Annotated in this window: 14 protein-coding genes; 8 read left to right on the top strand and 6 right to left on the bottom strand. The window is 62.1% G+C overall.

The window, feature by feature from the left end:
* The first annotated feature begins 11 nt into the window (after positions 1-11).
* The gene (gene heR / locus I6E51_RS12280) at positions 12-815 is read left to right on the top strand and encodes a heliorhodopsin HeR (protein WP_197108218.1); all 804 of its coding nucleotides are present in this window, start codon (positions 12-14) and stop codon (positions 813-815) included.
* A 151-nt stretch (positions 816-966) separates the two neighbouring features.
* Positions 967-2,211 carry a leucine-rich repeat protein gene (locus I6E51_RS12275; protein WP_197110483.1) on the top strand — a complete coding sequence of 415 codons (1,245 nt, stop codon included), beginning with the start codon at positions 967-969 and terminating at the stop codon, positions 2,209-2,211.
* Positions 2,212-2,315: 104 nt separating this feature from the next.
* Here I6E51_RS12275 and I6E51_RS12270 read toward each other — a convergent pair whose 3' ends face one another.
* A complete protein-coding gene (locus I6E51_RS12270; RefSeq protein ID WP_197110482.1) occupies positions 2,316-3,320 on the bottom strand; it encodes an NADP-dependent oxidoreductase in 1,005 nt (334 codons plus the stop codon).
* A 48-nt stretch (positions 3,321-3,368) separates the two neighbouring features.
* On the bottom strand, positions 3,369-4,073 hold the full coding sequence (locus tag I6E51_RS12265; RefSeq protein WP_197110481.1) for a type 1 glutamine amidotransferase domain-containing protein: 705 nt from the start codon (positions 4,071-4,073) through the stop codon (positions 3,369-3,371).
* A gap of 126 nt (positions 4,074-4,199) precedes the next feature.
* On the opposite strand from I6E51_RS12265, the gene I6E51_RS12260 reads away from it, so the two are divergent.
* Both I6E51_RS12260 and I6E51_RS12255 read left to right on the top strand, forming a co-directional pair.
* On the top strand, positions 4,200-4,805 hold the full coding sequence (locus I6E51_RS12260; protein ID WP_197110480.1) for a TetR/AcrR family transcriptional regulator: 606 nt from the start codon (positions 4,200-4,202) through the stop codon (positions 4,803-4,805).
* A gap of 127 nt (positions 4,806-4,932) precedes the next feature.
* Positions 4,933-5,652: a hypothetical protein gene (locus I6E51_RS12255; protein ID WP_197110479.1), complete on the top strand. Its 720-nt coding sequence runs from the start codon at positions 4,933-4,935 to the stop codon at positions 5,650-5,652.
* On the opposite strand, the gene I6E51_RS12250 is transcribed toward I6E51_RS12255, so the two are convergent.
* The 3 genes from I6E51_RS12250 to I6E51_RS12240 form a co-directional block, all read right to left on the bottom strand.
* The gene (locus tag I6E51_RS12250; RefSeq protein ID WP_197110478.1) at positions 5,636-6,586 is read right to left on the bottom strand and encodes an ECF transporter S component; all 951 of its coding nucleotides are present in this window, start codon (positions 6,584-6,586) and stop codon (positions 5,636-5,638) included. The genes I6E51_RS12255 and I6E51_RS12250 overlap by 17 nt on opposite strands.
* 101 nt (positions 6,587-6,687) lie before the next feature.
* Positions 6,688-7,704 carry a LacI family DNA-binding transcriptional regulator gene (locus tag I6E51_RS12245; RefSeq protein WP_197108197.1) on the bottom strand — a complete coding sequence of 339 codons (1,017 nt, stop codon included), beginning with the start codon at positions 7,702-7,704 and terminating at the stop codon, positions 6,688-6,690.
* A 111-nt stretch (positions 7,705-7,815) separates the two neighbouring features.
* Positions 7,816-9,486: a glycoside hydrolase family 13 protein gene (locus tag I6E51_RS12240; RefSeq protein WP_231600043.1), complete on the bottom strand. Its 1,671-nt coding sequence runs from the start codon at positions 9,484-9,486 to the stop codon at positions 7,816-7,818.
* A gap of 178 nt (positions 9,487-9,664) precedes the next feature.
* Between I6E51_RS12240 and I6E51_RS12235 the strand changes: the two genes are divergently transcribed.
* The 4 genes from I6E51_RS12235 (at position 9,665) to I6E51_RS12220 (ending at position 15,561) form a co-directional block, all read left to right on the top strand.
* Positions 9,665-10,897, top strand: a complete 1,233-nt coding sequence (locus I6E51_RS12235) for a maltose ABC transporter substrate-binding protein (RefSeq protein ID WP_197110477.1) — start codon at positions 9,665-9,667, stop codon at positions 10,895-10,897.
* A gap of 131 nt (positions 10,898-11,028) precedes the next feature.
* Complete coding sequence (locus I6E51_RS12230) at positions 11,029-12,642, top strand: ABC transporter permease subunit (protein WP_197110476.1); 1,614 nt, start codon at positions 11,029-11,031, stop codon at positions 12,640-12,642.
* Position 12,643: 1 nt separating this feature from the next.
* Positions 12,644-13,567, top strand: coding sequence for a sugar ABC transporter permease (locus tag I6E51_RS12225; protein ID WP_197110475.1), 924 nt, complete (start codon positions 12,644-12,646; stop codon positions 13,565-13,567).
* Entirely contained in the window at positions 13,567-15,561 is a 1,995-nt protein-coding gene (locus I6E51_RS12220) for a glycoside hydrolase family 13 protein (RefSeq protein WP_197110474.1), read from the top strand. The genes I6E51_RS12225 and I6E51_RS12220 overlap by 1 nt, the downstream gene beginning before the upstream one ends.
* A gap of 20 nt (positions 15,562-15,581) precedes the next feature.
* On the opposite strand, the gene I6E51_RS12215 is transcribed toward I6E51_RS12220, so the two are convergent.
* Positions 15,582-16,544 carry an NAD-dependent epimerase/dehydratase family protein gene (locus I6E51_RS12215; protein ID WP_197108185.1) on the bottom strand — a complete coding sequence of 321 codons (963 nt, stop codon included), beginning with the start codon at positions 16,542-16,544 and terminating at the stop codon, positions 15,582-15,584.
* Between the last annotated feature and the right edge of the window lie 159 nt (positions 16,545-16,703).

The raw sequence follows: 16,703 nt of genomic DNA, 5'->3' as shown, positions 1-16,703 counted from the left end.
GGGAATATCCCGTGTCAAAGAAGACCTATTCACCGGAACAACAAGTCGACCGACTGCGCGTCTACAACGTTGTGGCGGGCAGCTTGCACCTGCTGCAGGCAATCGGCTTTGCGATTGTTCTCACAATGCTCAGCACTCAAGTGCTGTTCGCCGTTACGGCCGACTACTTGGCTGGCCCTCCCGGAGCGCCCATTCCGCCCGAGCGGGTGACCGTTTTTGAGGTCAATATCGGCGTCGGCGTTGTGGCTTTTCTCGCGCTCAGCGCGTTCTTCCACTTTCTGGTTTCGAGCCCGTGGTTCTTCGGGCGCTACAAGAAGGGCCTTCTCGAGAGCCGCAACTACTTCCGGTGGACGGAGTACTCGCTCAGTTCCTCGATCATGATCTGGCTCATTCTCGCGATCAACGGCGTCACCGATATCGCCGCACTATTCGCGGTCTTCGCCGTCAACGCCGCGATGATTCTGTTTGGTGCTCTGCAAGAGAAGTACGAGAAGCCAGGATCGGGCGGGATGCTGCCCTTCATTTTCGGATCGATGGTCGGCGTCGTGCCGTGGATTCTCATCCTCATCTACTTCTTGCGACCGGGAAGCGCGAACGAAGTTGCCGCCCCCAGCTTTGTCGTCGGTATCGTGATTTCGCTCTTCGTATTCTTCAACACGTTCGCGCTCAACCAGTGGCTGCAATACAAGCAAGTGGGAAAGTGGAAGAGCTATCTGCAGGGGGAGCGCACCTACATCACGCTCAGCTTGGTCGCGAAGACTGCGCTCGCGTGGCAAGTGTTCTCGGGCGCCATCATCCCGGCACTCACGAGTTAGCGAGCAGAAGGCCTCCAGATTAGTTAGACCACTTGGCGGGGGAACAACGCTGACTACGCTGTGCCAATAGGGTTAGTCGGGTCGGTTCTACTCACGCTCTGCGTCGACGATTTCAACCACGTGCGTGTGACCCGAACTGATTGTGGATCTGATGATGAATAGTGCTGCCTCTAGCCCCGCGCCGATTGCCGACCGGCCCGCGAACAGGATGGGGCGAATCGCCGCAGTCCTCGTCGCGTCTGCTCTGGTTGCGGCTGGTTCCGCTATCGCCGCGACCCCGGCCTATGCCTTCGCCGTCTTGATCACTCAGGATGGGATGACGTTTGAGGGCGACGACTTTGACCCGGCTGCTGGTGCAACCGTCACCGCCTACAACCCCACGGCCGCAAGCGGCGGCACCGATGCCGATATCCCTTCGTCAGTCACGATCTCGGGCGACACTTACCCCGTGGTTGCTATTGGTTACGCCGCGTTCCGGGATGAAGGGCTCACGTCGGTCGTTATTCCGAGCAGTGTTAAAGTCATCGGCAACTCCGCGTTTCAAGCCAACTTCTTAGATTCTGCAGTGATCCCCAACTCGGTGACGTCTATCGGCGATTCTGCTTTCAACTACAACAGATTGACAACCGTGACTATCGGGAATTCGGTAGAAACTATCGGAGATGACGCGTTTGAGGACAATGATCTAGAGACGGTGGTGATTCCGGATTCTGTCACCACGATCGGCGAGTACGCGTTTTACGAGAACTCCCTCACGTCGGTGACATTGGGCAGTTCCCTCGTAACGATCGAAGAGTCTGCTTTTGAGGACAATCTGCTCACCTCAGTCACTTTTCCCGCGTCTATCGCGGCCATCGGGGCTGGCGCGTTTGAGGGCAACGATTCGCTGTCCGACGTTGTATTTCTTGGAGCCGCTCCCGCAATGTTCGTTCCGGCGGGTCTAAACGGGGCCTTAGGTGCGTCTTCGCCAACCCTTGTGCACTACGGCAGTGCCTTCGCTGATCCTGCAGCTGCAGCGGGATTCACTACCCCCACCTGGCAGGGCTACAACGCCGTCCCGAACCCCATCGTGACGTTTGACCTCTCCGGTCGCGGCGCGGTAATTGCACCAAAAGAAGCAGTGTTCCGCACCGCCATTGCGGCCCCGACTGAGCCCGCAGCCTCCGGCTATACCTTCGAGGGCTGGTACACGGATGCTGCGCTGACGACTCTTGCCGATTTCTCCACGCTGATCACTGCCGACACCGCGCTGTTCGCCGGTTGGAGTGCGGTCGCTGCTGCGGATGCCGAGCCGATGCTCGCGGAAACGGGCAGCTCAGCTCCGCTTCTGCCGATCGGTGCACTGGCAGCGTTGCTTCTCGCCGCCGGAATTGTGTTGCGACGTCGGATGGCCTGACTTGCGCGTTAGTTAAGAAATGCCCCGCAGCGTCAGCTGCGGGGCATTTCTATTTCACGCGAGGTGTGTGGTGTGTGCCGTTCGGGTCGGCCGTCGCGAAACGGTTAGAGGCGAACGATCGCCTTGCCGGTGTTTGCACCGTTCATCATGCCGTTGAAGGCGTCGAGCGCGTTGTCGATGCCATCGGTGACGGTTTCGTCGTAGGCGATCTTGCCTTCGGAGAGCCATCCCTGCATTGCCGCACCGAACTCGGGGGCGAGGTGGAAGTAGCTTCCCATGGTGAAGCCCTTGATGGTCAAGCCACGGGTCACGATGTTGGCGCTGTTCTTGATGCCCTCATCCTTGCCATTGATCAAGGACATGACGCCGCAGACTGCCACGCGGCCGCCATCCTTGAATGCTCCGAGGGCTGCCGAGAGGTGCTCGCCACCCACGTTGTCGAAGTAGACGTCGATGCCGTCGGGTGCTGCAGCATCCAGCTGGCCAGCAACGTCGCCATTCTTGTAGTTGAAGGCGGCGTCGTAGCCGTACTTGCTCGTGAGGAGTGCAACCTTCTCGTCGGTGCCGGCTGAGCCGACGACGCGTGCTGCGCCGAGGAGGCGGGCGATCTGGCCAACCATGGTGCCGACTCCACCTGCTGCACCAGAAACGAAGACGGTGTCGCCTTCCTTAATGTGCGCGATCTGGGTGAGTCCGGTCCAGGCGGTGATTCCAGTGATGCCGAGAACGCTGAGGAACAGCGAAGGCGAGATGCCGGGAACGTTCGGGAGCGCCTTGAACTGGCCAGCAGGAGCCTGCGCGATGTCGCGCCATCCGAGCTGGTGCTGAACAAGAGTGCCAACAGGCAGCGATGCGTCGTTCGACTCGATGACTTCACCAACGGCCGCGCCGCCCATGGTCTCGCCGAGGTTGAAGGGAGCAACGTACGAGCGGCCCTCGTTCATGCGACCACGCATGTAGGGGTCAACGGAGAGGAAGGTGTTACGTACGCGAACGTCGCCGTCAGCGAGCTCGGGGAGCTCGATCTGAACCTTCACAACGTTGTCGGTGGTTGGAACGCCGGTGGGGCGTGAGGCGAGCTGCCATTGGGTGCTTGTAACAGTTGTCATGAAAATCTCCTTGAAATTGATGAAGTGTGAAAAGTGGGAAGTGTGTGGTTATGACTTGTCGGCGACGATGCGCTCGGCAACGGCGACGGATGATGCGGGGTTCTGACCGGTGTACAGCGCGCCATCAACGACGACGTACGGGGCGAAAGGCTCTGCTGCCTTCGAGTAGTCGGCACCCAGCTCAACGAGGCGGGTTTCGACGAGCCACTTGACCTTGTCGGCGAGACCACCGAGTTCTTCTTCGGTGTTCGCGAAGCCCGTCATCTTGCGCCCCTTGAGGGCCCATTCGCCGGTTGCCTTGTCGTTCGCGGCCAGCAGTGCTGCCGGAGCGTGGCAGAGCACACCGAGTGTCGTGTTCGATTTCACGGCTTCAACAATGAGCTGGCCGGAGTTGTCGTCGACGGCGAGGTCTTCCATGGGGCCGTGGCCTCCGGGGTAGAAGATCACGTCATAGTCACTCGCGTTGACGGCATCCAAGCGGAGCGGATGCTGCAGCACAGACTGGAGGTCGACGATGCGGGCCTCAAAGTCAGCGAGGCGCTCGGCGGAACCGACGCCACCTTCGCTGAGGCTGATCGCATCAAAAGTGGGGGCAACTCCTGCGGGGCTGGCTACCTGAACCTTCCATCCGGCTTCGGTGAAGATGCGGTTTGGCTCAAGGAACTCTTCTGCCCACACGCCGGTGGGGTGCTGTGTTTCGTCAGCGAGCGTCAGGTAGGACGCTGCCGAGAGGACCATCAATACGTTTGTCATGCTGACTCCTTACACAACCATGGTGCTCGTTTCCGAGCCCGTTGGTTTCTTATCAAACCAATTGGTTCGACAGTACGTCGGCGTGTAGGCTAAGTCAAACCAACCGGTTCGATTAGGGGGTGTTTGGTGGTTTCGACAGAAATGCCGCGTGATCAACTCCGCGGCCGCGAAACAAAACAGCGCGTACTCGAGGCAGCTGCGGCTGAATTTGCCGAGTACGGCGTTGCTGGTGCGCGCATTAACCGCATCGCGGAAACGGCGAAGGCGAGCAAGGAACGTATCTACGCCTGGTTTGGCGACAAAGACGCCCTCTTCGACCACGTCATGCAGACCGGGCTCGACCGCCTCGCTCATGCCGTGCCGATCGATGCTGATCTCGTGGAATACACCGTGCGACTGCACAACTACTTCGTCAACGACCAGAGCGCGCAACGTGTCACCATGTGGGCCTGGCTGCACGACGCCGAAACGCTCGGATCATTCTCTGAAGGGCGCGTCGAGGGTTACAAGCACAAGCTCGAAGTGATTGCCGACGCCCAGCAACGAGGGGTCGTCGATTCATCGTGGAAGCCCGAAGAGCTACTCGCTCTGCTGCTGGCCGTTGCCAGCAACTGGGAGCGCGCACCAGCAGAACTGCGCTCCCTCGGATGCCCCGAGTTCGCGGGCAGCGAGAAAGCCCGGTGCGACTCCGTGCGCGAAGCCGCCCGCCGGCTCGTAGAGCCTCACTCCTAGTAGCCCGGCGACGGCATCCGTGGGGTGTCCGGGTTCGTTCGGGATCATCCAAATCGCACGGGGGCAGTGCTCGCAGGGGGTGTACTGAACCCTAACGAATAAACCCGTGAGCACCGACAGGGGCGGCATGACAATACACACCAGCGACGATAAACGAGCTATTTCCGCCATCCTCAGCGAGGCGATGATGCAGGCGGATAGCCGGCTCGTTACCGCATCATGCGTTGCGCCCGACCTGGTCGCGATCATCGAACGCACCGACGTCACTCGCCTCAAGGGAATCAGCAAACTGGAATTCGCTGCCGTCACCTCTGAGCTGCGCCGAGCGCTCACCGCCTATAACGCGGACCACCATACGCTCGCGCTCGAGGTAGCCGAGAAAGCGCGACACCTGAAGAACCACGATCGTGGACGGATGCTCGCTCAGAGCCTGCTTGTGGCTCTTGCGGTGGGCGGATTCTTCGTCGTTCCGTTCGCGATGGTCTTCTCGCTCGTCATTCTTGTCGGAACGTTCGCCATGCGATCGGTGTGGATCGCTCGCCTCGGGGAACGCGCCGAAATGCTGTCCCACGCCTTCGAAGGTCCCGAGGCAGAGCTGCGGGAGAAGCTAGGCACGACCCCCGCGCAGGCGCGACAGACGATGTGGTCGAGTGCGACGGGCCTCTGCGCGCGCGCCGACGCTCTCTATCTCGAGTCGCTCGAACCAGCGCAGCGAGCGTCAGAACTGACGACGCGCCATCAGGACGCCCAGCGCTGGGCCGATCGTCGATTCGCGCGGCAGTTCGGGAGCGAGCGAACGCAGGACGAACGGTCGGCGACCTCTCCGGGGCTCAGCGTCGCGTGTTGAGTGCTGGGCCGTCGCGGCGGCTGATTTCGGACAGGCCAAGCCTGCCGAGCAGGTGAATGATGGCGAGAGCCGTGTAGCCGGTGATGAGCTTGTCGGCGAGTGAGATCGAGATGTTGACGGTAAAGACCGACGCCCACAGGCCGTCGCCGATCGCCCGCAGCGTCGCAATAAAGTCGTCACCGGCGTGACCGGCAACGCCTCCGAACACCAGCACGGTGATGGGGACAGCAGTGATTGTGCAGGCGAGCGCGACTAAGACGTTGAGCAGCAAAAAACGTAGCCGGGTCTTATCGAGGTGCCAGAGTCGCACCCCGTAACCCCAGACGAGCGCCCCCACAACATTGACGATCGCGTAGGCGAGGGTCGCGGGCACCGTAGAAAAAACCCCGACGACGTTGGTCGAGAGCCCGACGAGGGCTCCCTGCCAAGGCCCAAGCACGATCGCGACGACTGCGGTTCCGATCATGTCGAGAAAGATGGGCAACTCAAACTTTGAGACAACGCTGCCGCCGAAGAGGTTGAGGCCGACAGCCGCGACCATCAAAACGACGACAAAAGCGAGCCGTGAATCGGGGTTCGGGGTGGGGTTCAGTGGCGCGTTCGGGGTCTGCGCTTTCGCCGTTACGCGAACCGCAAGACAGCGAGTTCGCCAGGCTTCTGCCTCACGGTCGTCGCGGCCAAGAGCGACGACGATTTCGGCCACAAGCTCGGCATTGATGCGGCTTCGTCCGGTGCGGAAGATGTCGAAGACCGTCGAACGAGCGACGCGCGCAGCGGCAGGACTAACGCCGTTTTCCTCACGGCGATGAGCGATGCGCGATGCAAGCTCGGAGTACGACACTTCTCCGGCGGCGATCCGCAGTCGTTGCAGGTCATCCGCTATCTGATCGAGAGAGTCGGCAGGCAAAGACGAGTGATCTCTCCCAGTGCTCACGTCTGCCCCCAGACTCTCGACGCCTGCAATAGGCCCATCCGATTCTGATTGTGCCACAGCGAAACGAGAGAACAGCCCGAGGTAACCCGAACTGGGTGGGGCTACTCGGGTGGACGGCTCGTGCTCGACCGCACGATGAGCTCGTAGTCGATCGGTGAGTTTTCGGGGATCTCGGGATGCTTGCCAGGCACGAGCAGGTTCATCAGTATCTCGACGGCATGCTCGCCCTGAGCCTGCGGGGACTGCGACACCGTGGTGAGCCCGAAGAACTCGGAGAGTTCGTGGCCGTCGATTCCCATGATGGAAATATCGCGCGGCACCACGAGGCCAAGGTCTCTGGCGGCCAAGATGCAGCCGATGGCCATCTCATCCGATGAGGCGAAGATTGCCGTCGGGCGCAGTAGCGGGTTGCCAAGCAGCTGCTTGGCGGCGTGATAGCCACCCTGAATGGTGAAGTCGGCGGTGGCAAAGAACTCTGGTCGTGGCTCAATTCCCGCTTCGCGCAGAGCAGCTTCGTAGCCGTGGCGCCGATTCGTGGGGATGTGAAATTCGAGATCGTAGTCTTCAGAGCCACCGATGTGAGCGATCTTGGTGTGGCCGAGCGCCAACAGGTGGCCGGTGGCGAGGCTCGACACGGCGTCGTCATCCAAGGTCAGAGTGCGCACTCCGTCAATGGGGCCACCGACTCCGACCGCTGGCCGGTCGAGGGCATGCAGTCGCTGCACTTCGGTGGGAGAGAGCTTGAGGGAAACAGTAATGATGCCGTCGATGCGCTTGCGTTGCAGGAAGACGTCGAAGACCTTCTCGCGTTCGGCGACGCTGCCCGAAAGGTTGTAGAGAGTGACGTCATAGCCGTGGCGCATCAATGCTTGCTGGGCGCCTTCCACCACGGAGGTGAAGAACCAGCGGGTCAAATACGGCACCATCAGGCCGACGTTTTTGGTGCGACCCGATGCCAAACTCGACGCGCTCGACGAGACGACATAGTCCAGAGCGGCCGCAGCCTCCGTCACTTTGAGACGCGCAGCCGCCGATACGGGGCCATTGCCGCTGAGCGCCCGAGATACGGTCGCGGTGGACACACCAGCGCGCTGAGCAACATCTTCGATGCTAGCCATCAGTTGCCCTCCGTTGGATTCTGACGAGAATGGATGCCGCCCTACAGCGGTCGCGCCGCTGCTGATTCTATCGACCGGCATCCATTCGCGAGAATTCGGTGCCGCGTTGGTCTATGCCCTCAGCCACACTGTCGTGTCTGCCGGCAGTTGATCGTCGGCCAAGGGGCCGCTCGACAGCAGCACGTCGCCGGCCGGCAACGCCACGCCGGTGTCGCCGGTGTTGGCAAAGACACGCACGCCACCGCTGCGGAAACCGAGCACGGTGTCGGTGCCGGTGTCGAGCCATTCGAGCTCGTTGGTTGCCAACTCGTGAGCGCGGCGAAGGGCGAGAGCGTTGCGGTACAGCGAGAGTGTCGAGGTGCTGTCGTCGCGTTGGGCGTCGCGGGCGAGAGTTGCCCATTCTGCGGGTTGCGGCAACCACGAGGCATCCGTGGGGCCGAAGCCGTAGGAGGGGGAGTTCGCCTCCCACGGGATTGGAACGCGGCAGCCGTCGCGGCCGTAGCGCTCACCATTGGTGCGGAACCACGTCGGGTCTTGGCGAGCCTCATCGGGGAGGTCGATTACTTCGGGCAGGCCGAGTTCTTCGCCCTGATAGAGGTAGGCACTACCCGGCAGGGCCAGCATGAGGGCGGTCGCGGCGCGGGCGCGACGAAGACCCAGCTCGGGAATCGGGAGGCCGGCTGACTTCGGTCCGATGCCGTGACCCTGCGGGTTCTCGGCGGTCAGCGCGAGGCGCGACGCGTGACGGACAACATCGTGGTTCGAGAGCACCCACGTGCTCGGTGCTTCTACGGCAGAAAACGCGCTAATCGACGCATCGATCACGGAGCGCAGCGGGCCGGCAGCCCACGGTGTCTCGAGGTAAGGGAAGTTGAAGGCCTGGTGCATCTCATCCGGACGCACCCACTTGGCCATCTCGGTGAGCGGATCGACCCACGCTTCGGCAGCCAAAATGCGCTCGCCGTCGTAGCTGTTCAGAATCTCGCGCCACTCGCGGTAAATCTCGTGCACGCCATCTTGAGCCCAGAACGGTGCGCGGGATGCGGCAAGCTCGGCGTCGGTCGTGCCGGCCCCGCCCATGCTGCCGCCGGCGACCGGGGGAGTCCAGTCGGGCAGGCCGTCGGCTTTGATCATGCCGTGGGCGACATCCACCCGGAAGCCGTCAACGTCGCGGTCGAGCCAGAAGCGAAGGATGTCGGCGAATTGGTCGCGCACCCAGCGGTTCTCCCAGTTGAAATCGGGTTGGGTGGTGTCGAAGAGGTGCAGGTACCACTGACCGGGCGTGCCATCGGGGTTCGTGGTGCGCGTCCACGCGTCGCCGCCGAACACCGACTGCCAGTTGTTGGGCGGCAGCTCACCGTTCTCGCCGAGCCCGTCGCGGAACATGTAGCGATCGCGCTCGGGGCTGCCGGGCTCCGCGGCAAGCGCGGCCTGGAACCACCGGTGGTCGCTTGAGGAGTGATTGGGCACGAGGTCGACGATGACCCGCAGTCCCAGCTCGTGGGCGCGACTCGTCATGGAGTCGAAGTCGTCGAGCGTGCCGAAGAGGGGGTCGACGTCGCAGTAGTCAGCAACGTCGTAGCCGGCGTCGCGCTGGGGCGAGGTGTAAAACGGCGAAAGCCAGACGGCGTCGATGCCGAGCTCAGCTAACTCGGGAAGGCGGTCGCGGATGCCGAGCAAATCGCCCATTCCATCGCCGTTTGCGTCGGCAAATGACCGCGGGTAGATCTGGTAAATAACGGCGGAGCGCCACCATTCGGTGTCCTGAAGCACGGAAGTCATAGCCGCCACACTATCGCCATCGGCACTAAAAGCTAAGCGCTTCCACATTGTTCTTCCCATTTCTCTTGCCGTAAATGCTGAAAATTTTGGAACAGGCTGTTGCCGAACCCCGCCTATAGGAGGTATACATGGAAGCGCTTGCAGTTTGCAATGCTTTCACTGACGAAAGGCAGCACCAATGAGGGTGAACAACAAAGGACTGTGGGCCGTAGGCGCACTCACAGTTACTGCATCGCTAGTACTGACCGGATGCACAGCAGCATCCGACACAGCAGATAACAGCGCCGGAACCGGCGAAGCACTCACCGTGTGGGTCGACGCCGACCGCGCAGCAGTGCTCAAGGACGCCGCGGCAGACTTCACTGCCGAGACCGGTGTCGAGGTCAAGCTTGTACAAAAAGAATTCGGTGACATTCGCGACCAGTTCATCGCCCAAGTACCCACCGGAAAGGGTCCCGACGTTGTCATCGGCGCCCACGACTGGCTCGGAACCTTCGTGACCAACGGTGTCGTTGCTCCCGTCGAACTCGGCGACAAAGCGGATGCCTTCCAAGACGTCGGAATCACCGCCATGAGCTACGAAGGCCAGGTCTACGGCGTTCCCTACTCGATCGAAAACATCGCTCTCGTGCGCAACACGGCCCTCGCGCCGAGCACCCCAGCGACCTTCGACGAGATGGTCACGATGGGCGAAGCTGCCGGAACCGAATACCCGTTCTTGGTAGGGCTCGACCCTGAAGCGGCCGACCCGTACCACCTGTACCCCTTCCAGACCTCGTTCGGTGCACCCGTCTTCGGCACCGCCGCTGACGGAAGCTACGACGCCGACGCTCTCGAAATCGGCAACGACGGTGGCGACAAGTTCGCGGCGTGGCTCGGTGAACAGGGCGCTGCAGGCGTACTCAACACCAACATCACTGGCGACCTCGCCAAGGAAAAGTTCATCGCCGGAGAATCGCCCTTCTACCTGACCGGACCGTGGAACGTGCCCGCCGCCGTCGAAGCAGGCATCGACGTTGCGATCGACCCGATCCCCTCCGCCGGTGGCGAAACCGCACAACCATTCGTGGGAGTGCAGGGCTTCTTCGTCAGTTCTAAGAGCGAGAATGCGCTCGCCGCAAACGAGTTCATCGTGAACTACATGGGCAGCGAAGAAGTGCAAACCGCACTGTTCGAAGTTGGCGGACGCGCACCAGCGCTCACGGCATCCTTCGAAGCAGCAAGTGCTGACCCGATCGTTGCCGGATTCGGTGCCGTCGGAGAAAACGCTGTTCCCATGCCGTCGATCCCCGCAATGGGAGCCGTCTGGGAGTTCTGGGGTGTCACCGAAGCCGCCATCATCAACGGCGGCGACGCAACGTCGCTCTGGCAGAAGATGTCAGGCGACATCGAAACCGCTATCGCCGGATAGCTCACGGTGGCCGCCCGTCTGCACGCGGGCGGCCACTTCCGCTGCACCACCGAGCCGGGCACTGCGTTCTCAGGACGCAGTCCCGGTTCGCACCGCTCGACTGACCTGCACGCCTTCAATGGAGAATCCCCGTGACGACAACCCCCGAGACTGATCCCGGCCCCATCCGGCAGTCAGCCCGCGCGAAACGTGCGACCAGAATTGCGGATGCCGCAGCCGGTGGCTGGAAAATGGTCGCCGTCAAGATCTTGGGTCTCGGTGTCGTCGACGCGATCGCGATCTACGCGCTGTTTGTGCTCGTGCGCAGCGAATCGTGGCTCGTGGCTGGACTCGTCGTTGCGGTCACGCTGCTAGTCAACTGGATCTACTTCTCCCGCGGCAAGCTGCCCGCCAAGTACCTCGCGCCGGGCCTGATCTTTCTCGCGATCTTCCAAATTTTTGTGCTGCTCTATTCGGGCTACATCGCGTTCACGAACTACGGAACCGGCCACAATTCCACGAAAGCGGATGCCGTCAATTCGCTGCTGCTGTCATCGCAGAACCGCGTCGCCGATTCGCCAAACTACCGACTGACGGTGCTCGAGCAATTGGGCGAAATCTCCTTCCTCGTCACCGAACCCGATGGAAGTGTGAGCATTGGCGGCAACGAACGGCCACTCAAAGAGGTGCAGAACGCCCAGCTTGAGGGAGGTGTCGCGGTTGGACTCGACGGGTATACGAGTCTTGGCTTCCAAGACATCCTCGGCAAGCAGACCGAGATCGCCGCCATCAGCGTCCCACTGACCGACGACCCCAACGACGGCATGCTGCGCACCCCCGACGGGTCGAGCGCCTTCCTCTACACCTCATCACTCGATTACGACGAAGCCGCCGGCACCATGCGCGACAAGAATTCCGGGATCACCTACTCCGACATCGGCACCGGTGCCTTCACCTCGGATGCCGGCCAAGAGCTGCTGCCGGGATGGAAAATTGAGGTCGGGCTCGACAACTTCGTTCGCGCGTTCAGTGAGGACTCCATCCGTGGTCCGCTGATTAGCGTGACGGTGTGGACCTTCGCGTTCGCGTTCCTCTCGGTGTTCACGACCTTCGCGCTCGGACTGTTCTTGGCGATTGTGTTCAATGACAAGCGGATGAAGAGTCGCAAGTACTACCGGATCATCATGATCTTGCCGTACGCCTTCCCTGGTTTCCTGTCGGCACTGGTGTGGGCCGGAATGATGAACCAGGAGTTCGGCTTCATCAACGTGGTGCTGCTCGGCGGGGCCGAAGTGCCGTGGCTCACGAACGAGTGGCTGGCCAAAGGTTCGATACTGTTCGTGAACCTGTGGCTCGGTTTTCCGTACATGTTCTTGGTGACGACGGGGGCGCTGCAGGCCATCCCTGAAGAGCTCACCGAAGCTGCGACAGTGGATGGCGCGAAGCCGTGGGCCATCTTTAGATTCGTGAAGCTGCCCCTGTTGTTGGTCTCGGTTGCGCCGCTGTTGATCTCGTCGTTTGCGTTCAACTTCAACAACTTCAACCTCATTTACATGCTCACCAATGGTGGGCCGCGCGATGTATCCGCTGGAGTGAATGTTGGTGCCACGGACATCCTGATTTCGATGGTCTACAAGGTCGCCTTCGTGGGAGCCAACCGCGATTACGGCCTCGCGAGCGCGTTCGCGATCATCATCTTCATTCTGGTGGCGGGCATCGCCATCATCAGTTTCCGTCGCACGAAGTCGCTTGAGGAGTTGAACTGAGATGGCTGCAACAACTCAGAAGCAGAACCCGGATGCCGCCGTGCGCTCGGACGTCGTCGGTCACCCGAGGCGGCCCTTCAAGCGCTATTTCCGCGAGACCGGCTGGCGTCACCTCATCGGAATCGCCATGTCGATCTTCGCGGCGTTCCCGTTGCTCTACGTGTTTAGTGCGTCGCTGAACCCCGGCGGCACCCTCGTGACCGCCAACTCGCTCTTCTCGAACTTCAGCTTCGAAAGCTACGTCGATCTCTTCAACCGACCCCAGCAGCCGTACGCTGCGTGGTTCGGCAACACCCTGTTGATCGGCGGAATCTCGTCGCTCGGCACGGTCTTCCTCGGCGCCCTCGCGGCATATGCCTTTTCGCGCATGCGGTTCATCGGCCGCCGGGTGGGGCTGCTCACGCTGCTGCTTGTGCAAATGTTTCCGCAGTTGCTCGCGGTCGTCGCCATCTTCTTGCTGCTCTCCGGAATCTCCGAAATCTTCCCGGCAATCGGGCTCAACAGCCAGATCGGGCTCATCATGGTCTACCTCGGCGGCGCGCTCGGAGTGAACACCTACCTGATGTACGGGTTCTTCAACACGGTGCCGTCATCCATCGACGAGGCAGCGAAGATTGATGGCGCAGGTCATGCGCGCATCTTCTTCACAATCATCCTGCGTCTGGTGGCACCTATCTTGGCCGTCGTCGGGCTGCTGTCGTTTGTCGGCACCACGAGCGAGTTCGTGATCGCGAGCATCGTGCTGATCGACCCCGATAAGCAGACCCTCGCGGTTGGCCTTTACCAGTTCGTCTCTCAAGAGTTCTCGCGCAACTGGAGCATCTTCGCCGCCGGCGCCGTGCTCGCTGCCATCCCCGTGATGACCCTGTTCTTGTTCCTGCAGAAATACATCGTCGGTGGTCTCACCGCGGGAAGTGTGAAGTAATGGATGCCCTTCTCCCGCACCACGATGGCTCGGCGCTACACGTCTCGACTCAGACTCCCGCGCTCGGCGACACCGTCACTCTGCGCCTTCGCGTGCCGGTGGGTTACGGCCCGCTGAAGGCGGTGCGGGTGCGCGAGAATCCCGACCACGAACCACGCTGGACGGATGCTCACCTCAGCGGAACCGCCGCCGGCTGGGACTGGTGGCAGGCCGACATCGTGGTCGAGAATCTGCGGCATGGCTATCGCTGGTTGCTTGTGCACGAGGCTGGGGCGCCAGCCGATACGGTCGAGATGAAACCTCGTCACGCCACCTCTGGTCGGGCTAACGCAGGACACGGCAATGCCGGCCGCATCGAGTGGCTCAACCAGAGCGGGCTTCACCCGATCGAAACGCTCGACTCCGAAGACTTTGCGCTGCTCGCGACCCCGGCTGCTCCCAAGTGGTTGGCGGAGACGGTGATGTACCAGGTGTTCCCCGATCGCTTCGCCCGATCATCCGCCGCCGACTCTCACGCCAAGCCCGAGTGGGCGATTGCCGCGCGCTGGAGCGAGCCGGTTGACCCGGTGCTGCCCGGCCGCTCGCAGCAGTTCTATGGGGGAGACCTCGACGGCATCACCGAGCACCTCGATCACCTGACCGCGCTCGGTGTGACGATGCTGTATCTCACGCCAATCTTTCCTGCCCGTTCGAACCATCGCTATGACGCGTCGAGCTTCGTGGATGTCGATGAACTCTTGGGCGGGCGCGAAGCTCTGATCCGTTTGGTGGGCCAGGCCCACGCGCGCGGCCTCAAGGTCATTGGCGATCTCACGACGAATCACTCGGGTGACGCGCACGAATGGTTCCAAGCAGCGCTTGGAAAACCGGAGGCGCCCGAGGGGGACTTCTACTACTTCACGAACGACGAGCACACCGAGTACGTGGGCTGGCTGGGCACGCCGAGCCTGCCGAAGTTCAACTGGAACTCGATCGAACTGCGTCGCCGTTTCATTGAGGGCGACGATTCGGTGGTCGCGCACTGGCTGAAAGAGCCCTACAACTTCGACGGTTGGCGCGTGGATGTCGCGAACATGACCGGGCGGATGGGGGCCGAGGACCTCAACGAGGAGGTGCGGCAGATCATCCGTCGCACCATGGAAGACGTGAACCCGGACACGGTGCTGTTGGCGGAGTCGACGAACGATGCCGCGAGTGACCTGCAGGGCGATGCGTGGAATGGCGCAATGACGTACCCCTCGTTCACGCGGCCGGTGTGGGGCTGGCTCACCGAACCCGGTGACACCTCGCACGTGACCGCGGATGGTTCGGTCGACCCCGAGGCGTGGTTCTTCGGGCAGCCCATCGGCGGCATCCCGAACTACAGTGCGCGCGACTTTGCAGAGATGACGGTGCGGTTCACGGCCAGCATTCCGTGGCGCATCCGGCTGGGCAACATGAACGCGCTCGACACTCACGACACCGCGCGGTTCCGTACCCATGCGCCTGCCGAGAACGTTCCGCTCGCTCTCGCACTCTCCGTAACGCTGCCCGGAGTGCCCGTCGTCTTCGCGGGCGACGAGTTCGGCCTCAGCGGCGACGACGGCGAAATGTCGCGCACGCCCATCCCGTGGGGAACCGAAACCGACGCTGCCGTTGCGCCGACTCTCGACGTTTATCGCCAGCTAATCGCGCTGCGGCGTGAGCTGCCGACGCTCTCGCACGGCGGTCTGCGCTGGCTGCACGTTGCCGATGACGCGCTCGTCTTCGTTCGCGAAGATGCCGCCGCCACGGTGCTCGTGGTCGTCGCGCGCTCGCCGCTGACCGTGACGCTGCGGCCGGCGGCAATCGCGACATCCGGTCTGGCTGCGGATGTCGCAGCTCCCACGCTCCTCTCCGGCAACGCGACTCTGACATCCGCCGCCGCCGGGCTCACGCTCTCGGCGGCCGCCCGCACTTGCGCGATCTGGACTCTGCCCGGGGTCGAGCAGCCCGCCACTTCGGCAGCAGGATAAGCGTTCCCGGTAAGAGCTTCCTAGGGTGTTGGCGGGAGGGCGCGCGCCTCTTCGTCAGCACCAAGCCCGGATGCGCGAGGTCGGTCTCTGCCGCGTGAAAGCTCATCGTCGAGGGTTCGCGTGATTGTTTCGCGAAGGGGGCGAAGCTTTCCGCCAGATGCTCGGTAGCGTGCGTTGTTGCGTTGGGCGAAGCCTGCATCGATCGCAGGGATCCAGAGCGGGAGTGATCGGGGCCCGGCCCAGTACCGGATGTCGTGTTCGGTGAGCCATGCATCATCGCGTTGTTCGAAACTCCCGTCGAATTCAGCAACGTCAGCGGTGAGTTCGAGGAACTCTTCGAGCGGGAGCGCGTCGCCGACGGCGTTGATCGTTTCGTTAGTCCCCGCGATCCCGGCCTGCACGATCCACGCGGCAAGGTCATCGACGTCGATCACTTGCACCCAGCGGTCTGCAAAGGTCGGGGTGAGAACGCGACCTCCACGGTGGAGTCGTGCCGGCCAGTAGCCGAAGCGGTCGGTGGGATCGCCGGGGCCGACGATCAGCCCGGGCCGTGCGATGAGGAGTCTTTCGCCGCGGTGGCGGGCGCTCGCTCTCTCGGCGGCCACCTTCGCCTGCGCGTAGTCGTCCATATCAACGGGCTCCACAATGTCGGCGCTCTCGTCAGCACCCGGCTCATCGTTGCGTTCATAGACGGATACCGTCGACACGAAGGTCCAATGAGTGGCCTGTGCCGCCAGCGACTGCAACGCCGACTCCACTTGCGCTGGGTCTCTCGAGAGCTCGATGACGGCATCCCAGTGGCCGCGAACCTCGTCATAGGCGCTGGGTCGGGTGCGATCGGCACGGATGAGGTGAGCACCTTCAGGTGCCGCACCAGATTCTCCGCGGGCCAGGCACGTAACGTCTGCCCCACTCTGCCTGGCGATGTGCGCGATTGCTCGGCCCAGCCATCCAGTTCCACCAAGAATCAACACTCGTCTCATGAGCCTATGCAACAGCACCGGTGAGAGTATTTCTACCGTGTTCGCCGCCGGCAGATGCACGAAACCGGCTGACCGTTGGTTACACGGATCAGGGCCGCTCCGGTGTTAGATTCTGCGTGGCACTGTGTGCCCTGCCGTCGTGCACCCGCGCGCCGATTA

The organism is Salinibacterium sp. NSLL17 (genome assembly GCF_015864935.1).
GTDB lineage: Bacteria > Actinomycetota > Actinomycetes > Actinomycetales > Microbacteriaceae > Rhodoglobus.
The sequence above is the reverse complement of the archived record's forward strand: the minus strand, read 5'-3'. Positions and strand labels throughout refer to the sequence as shown.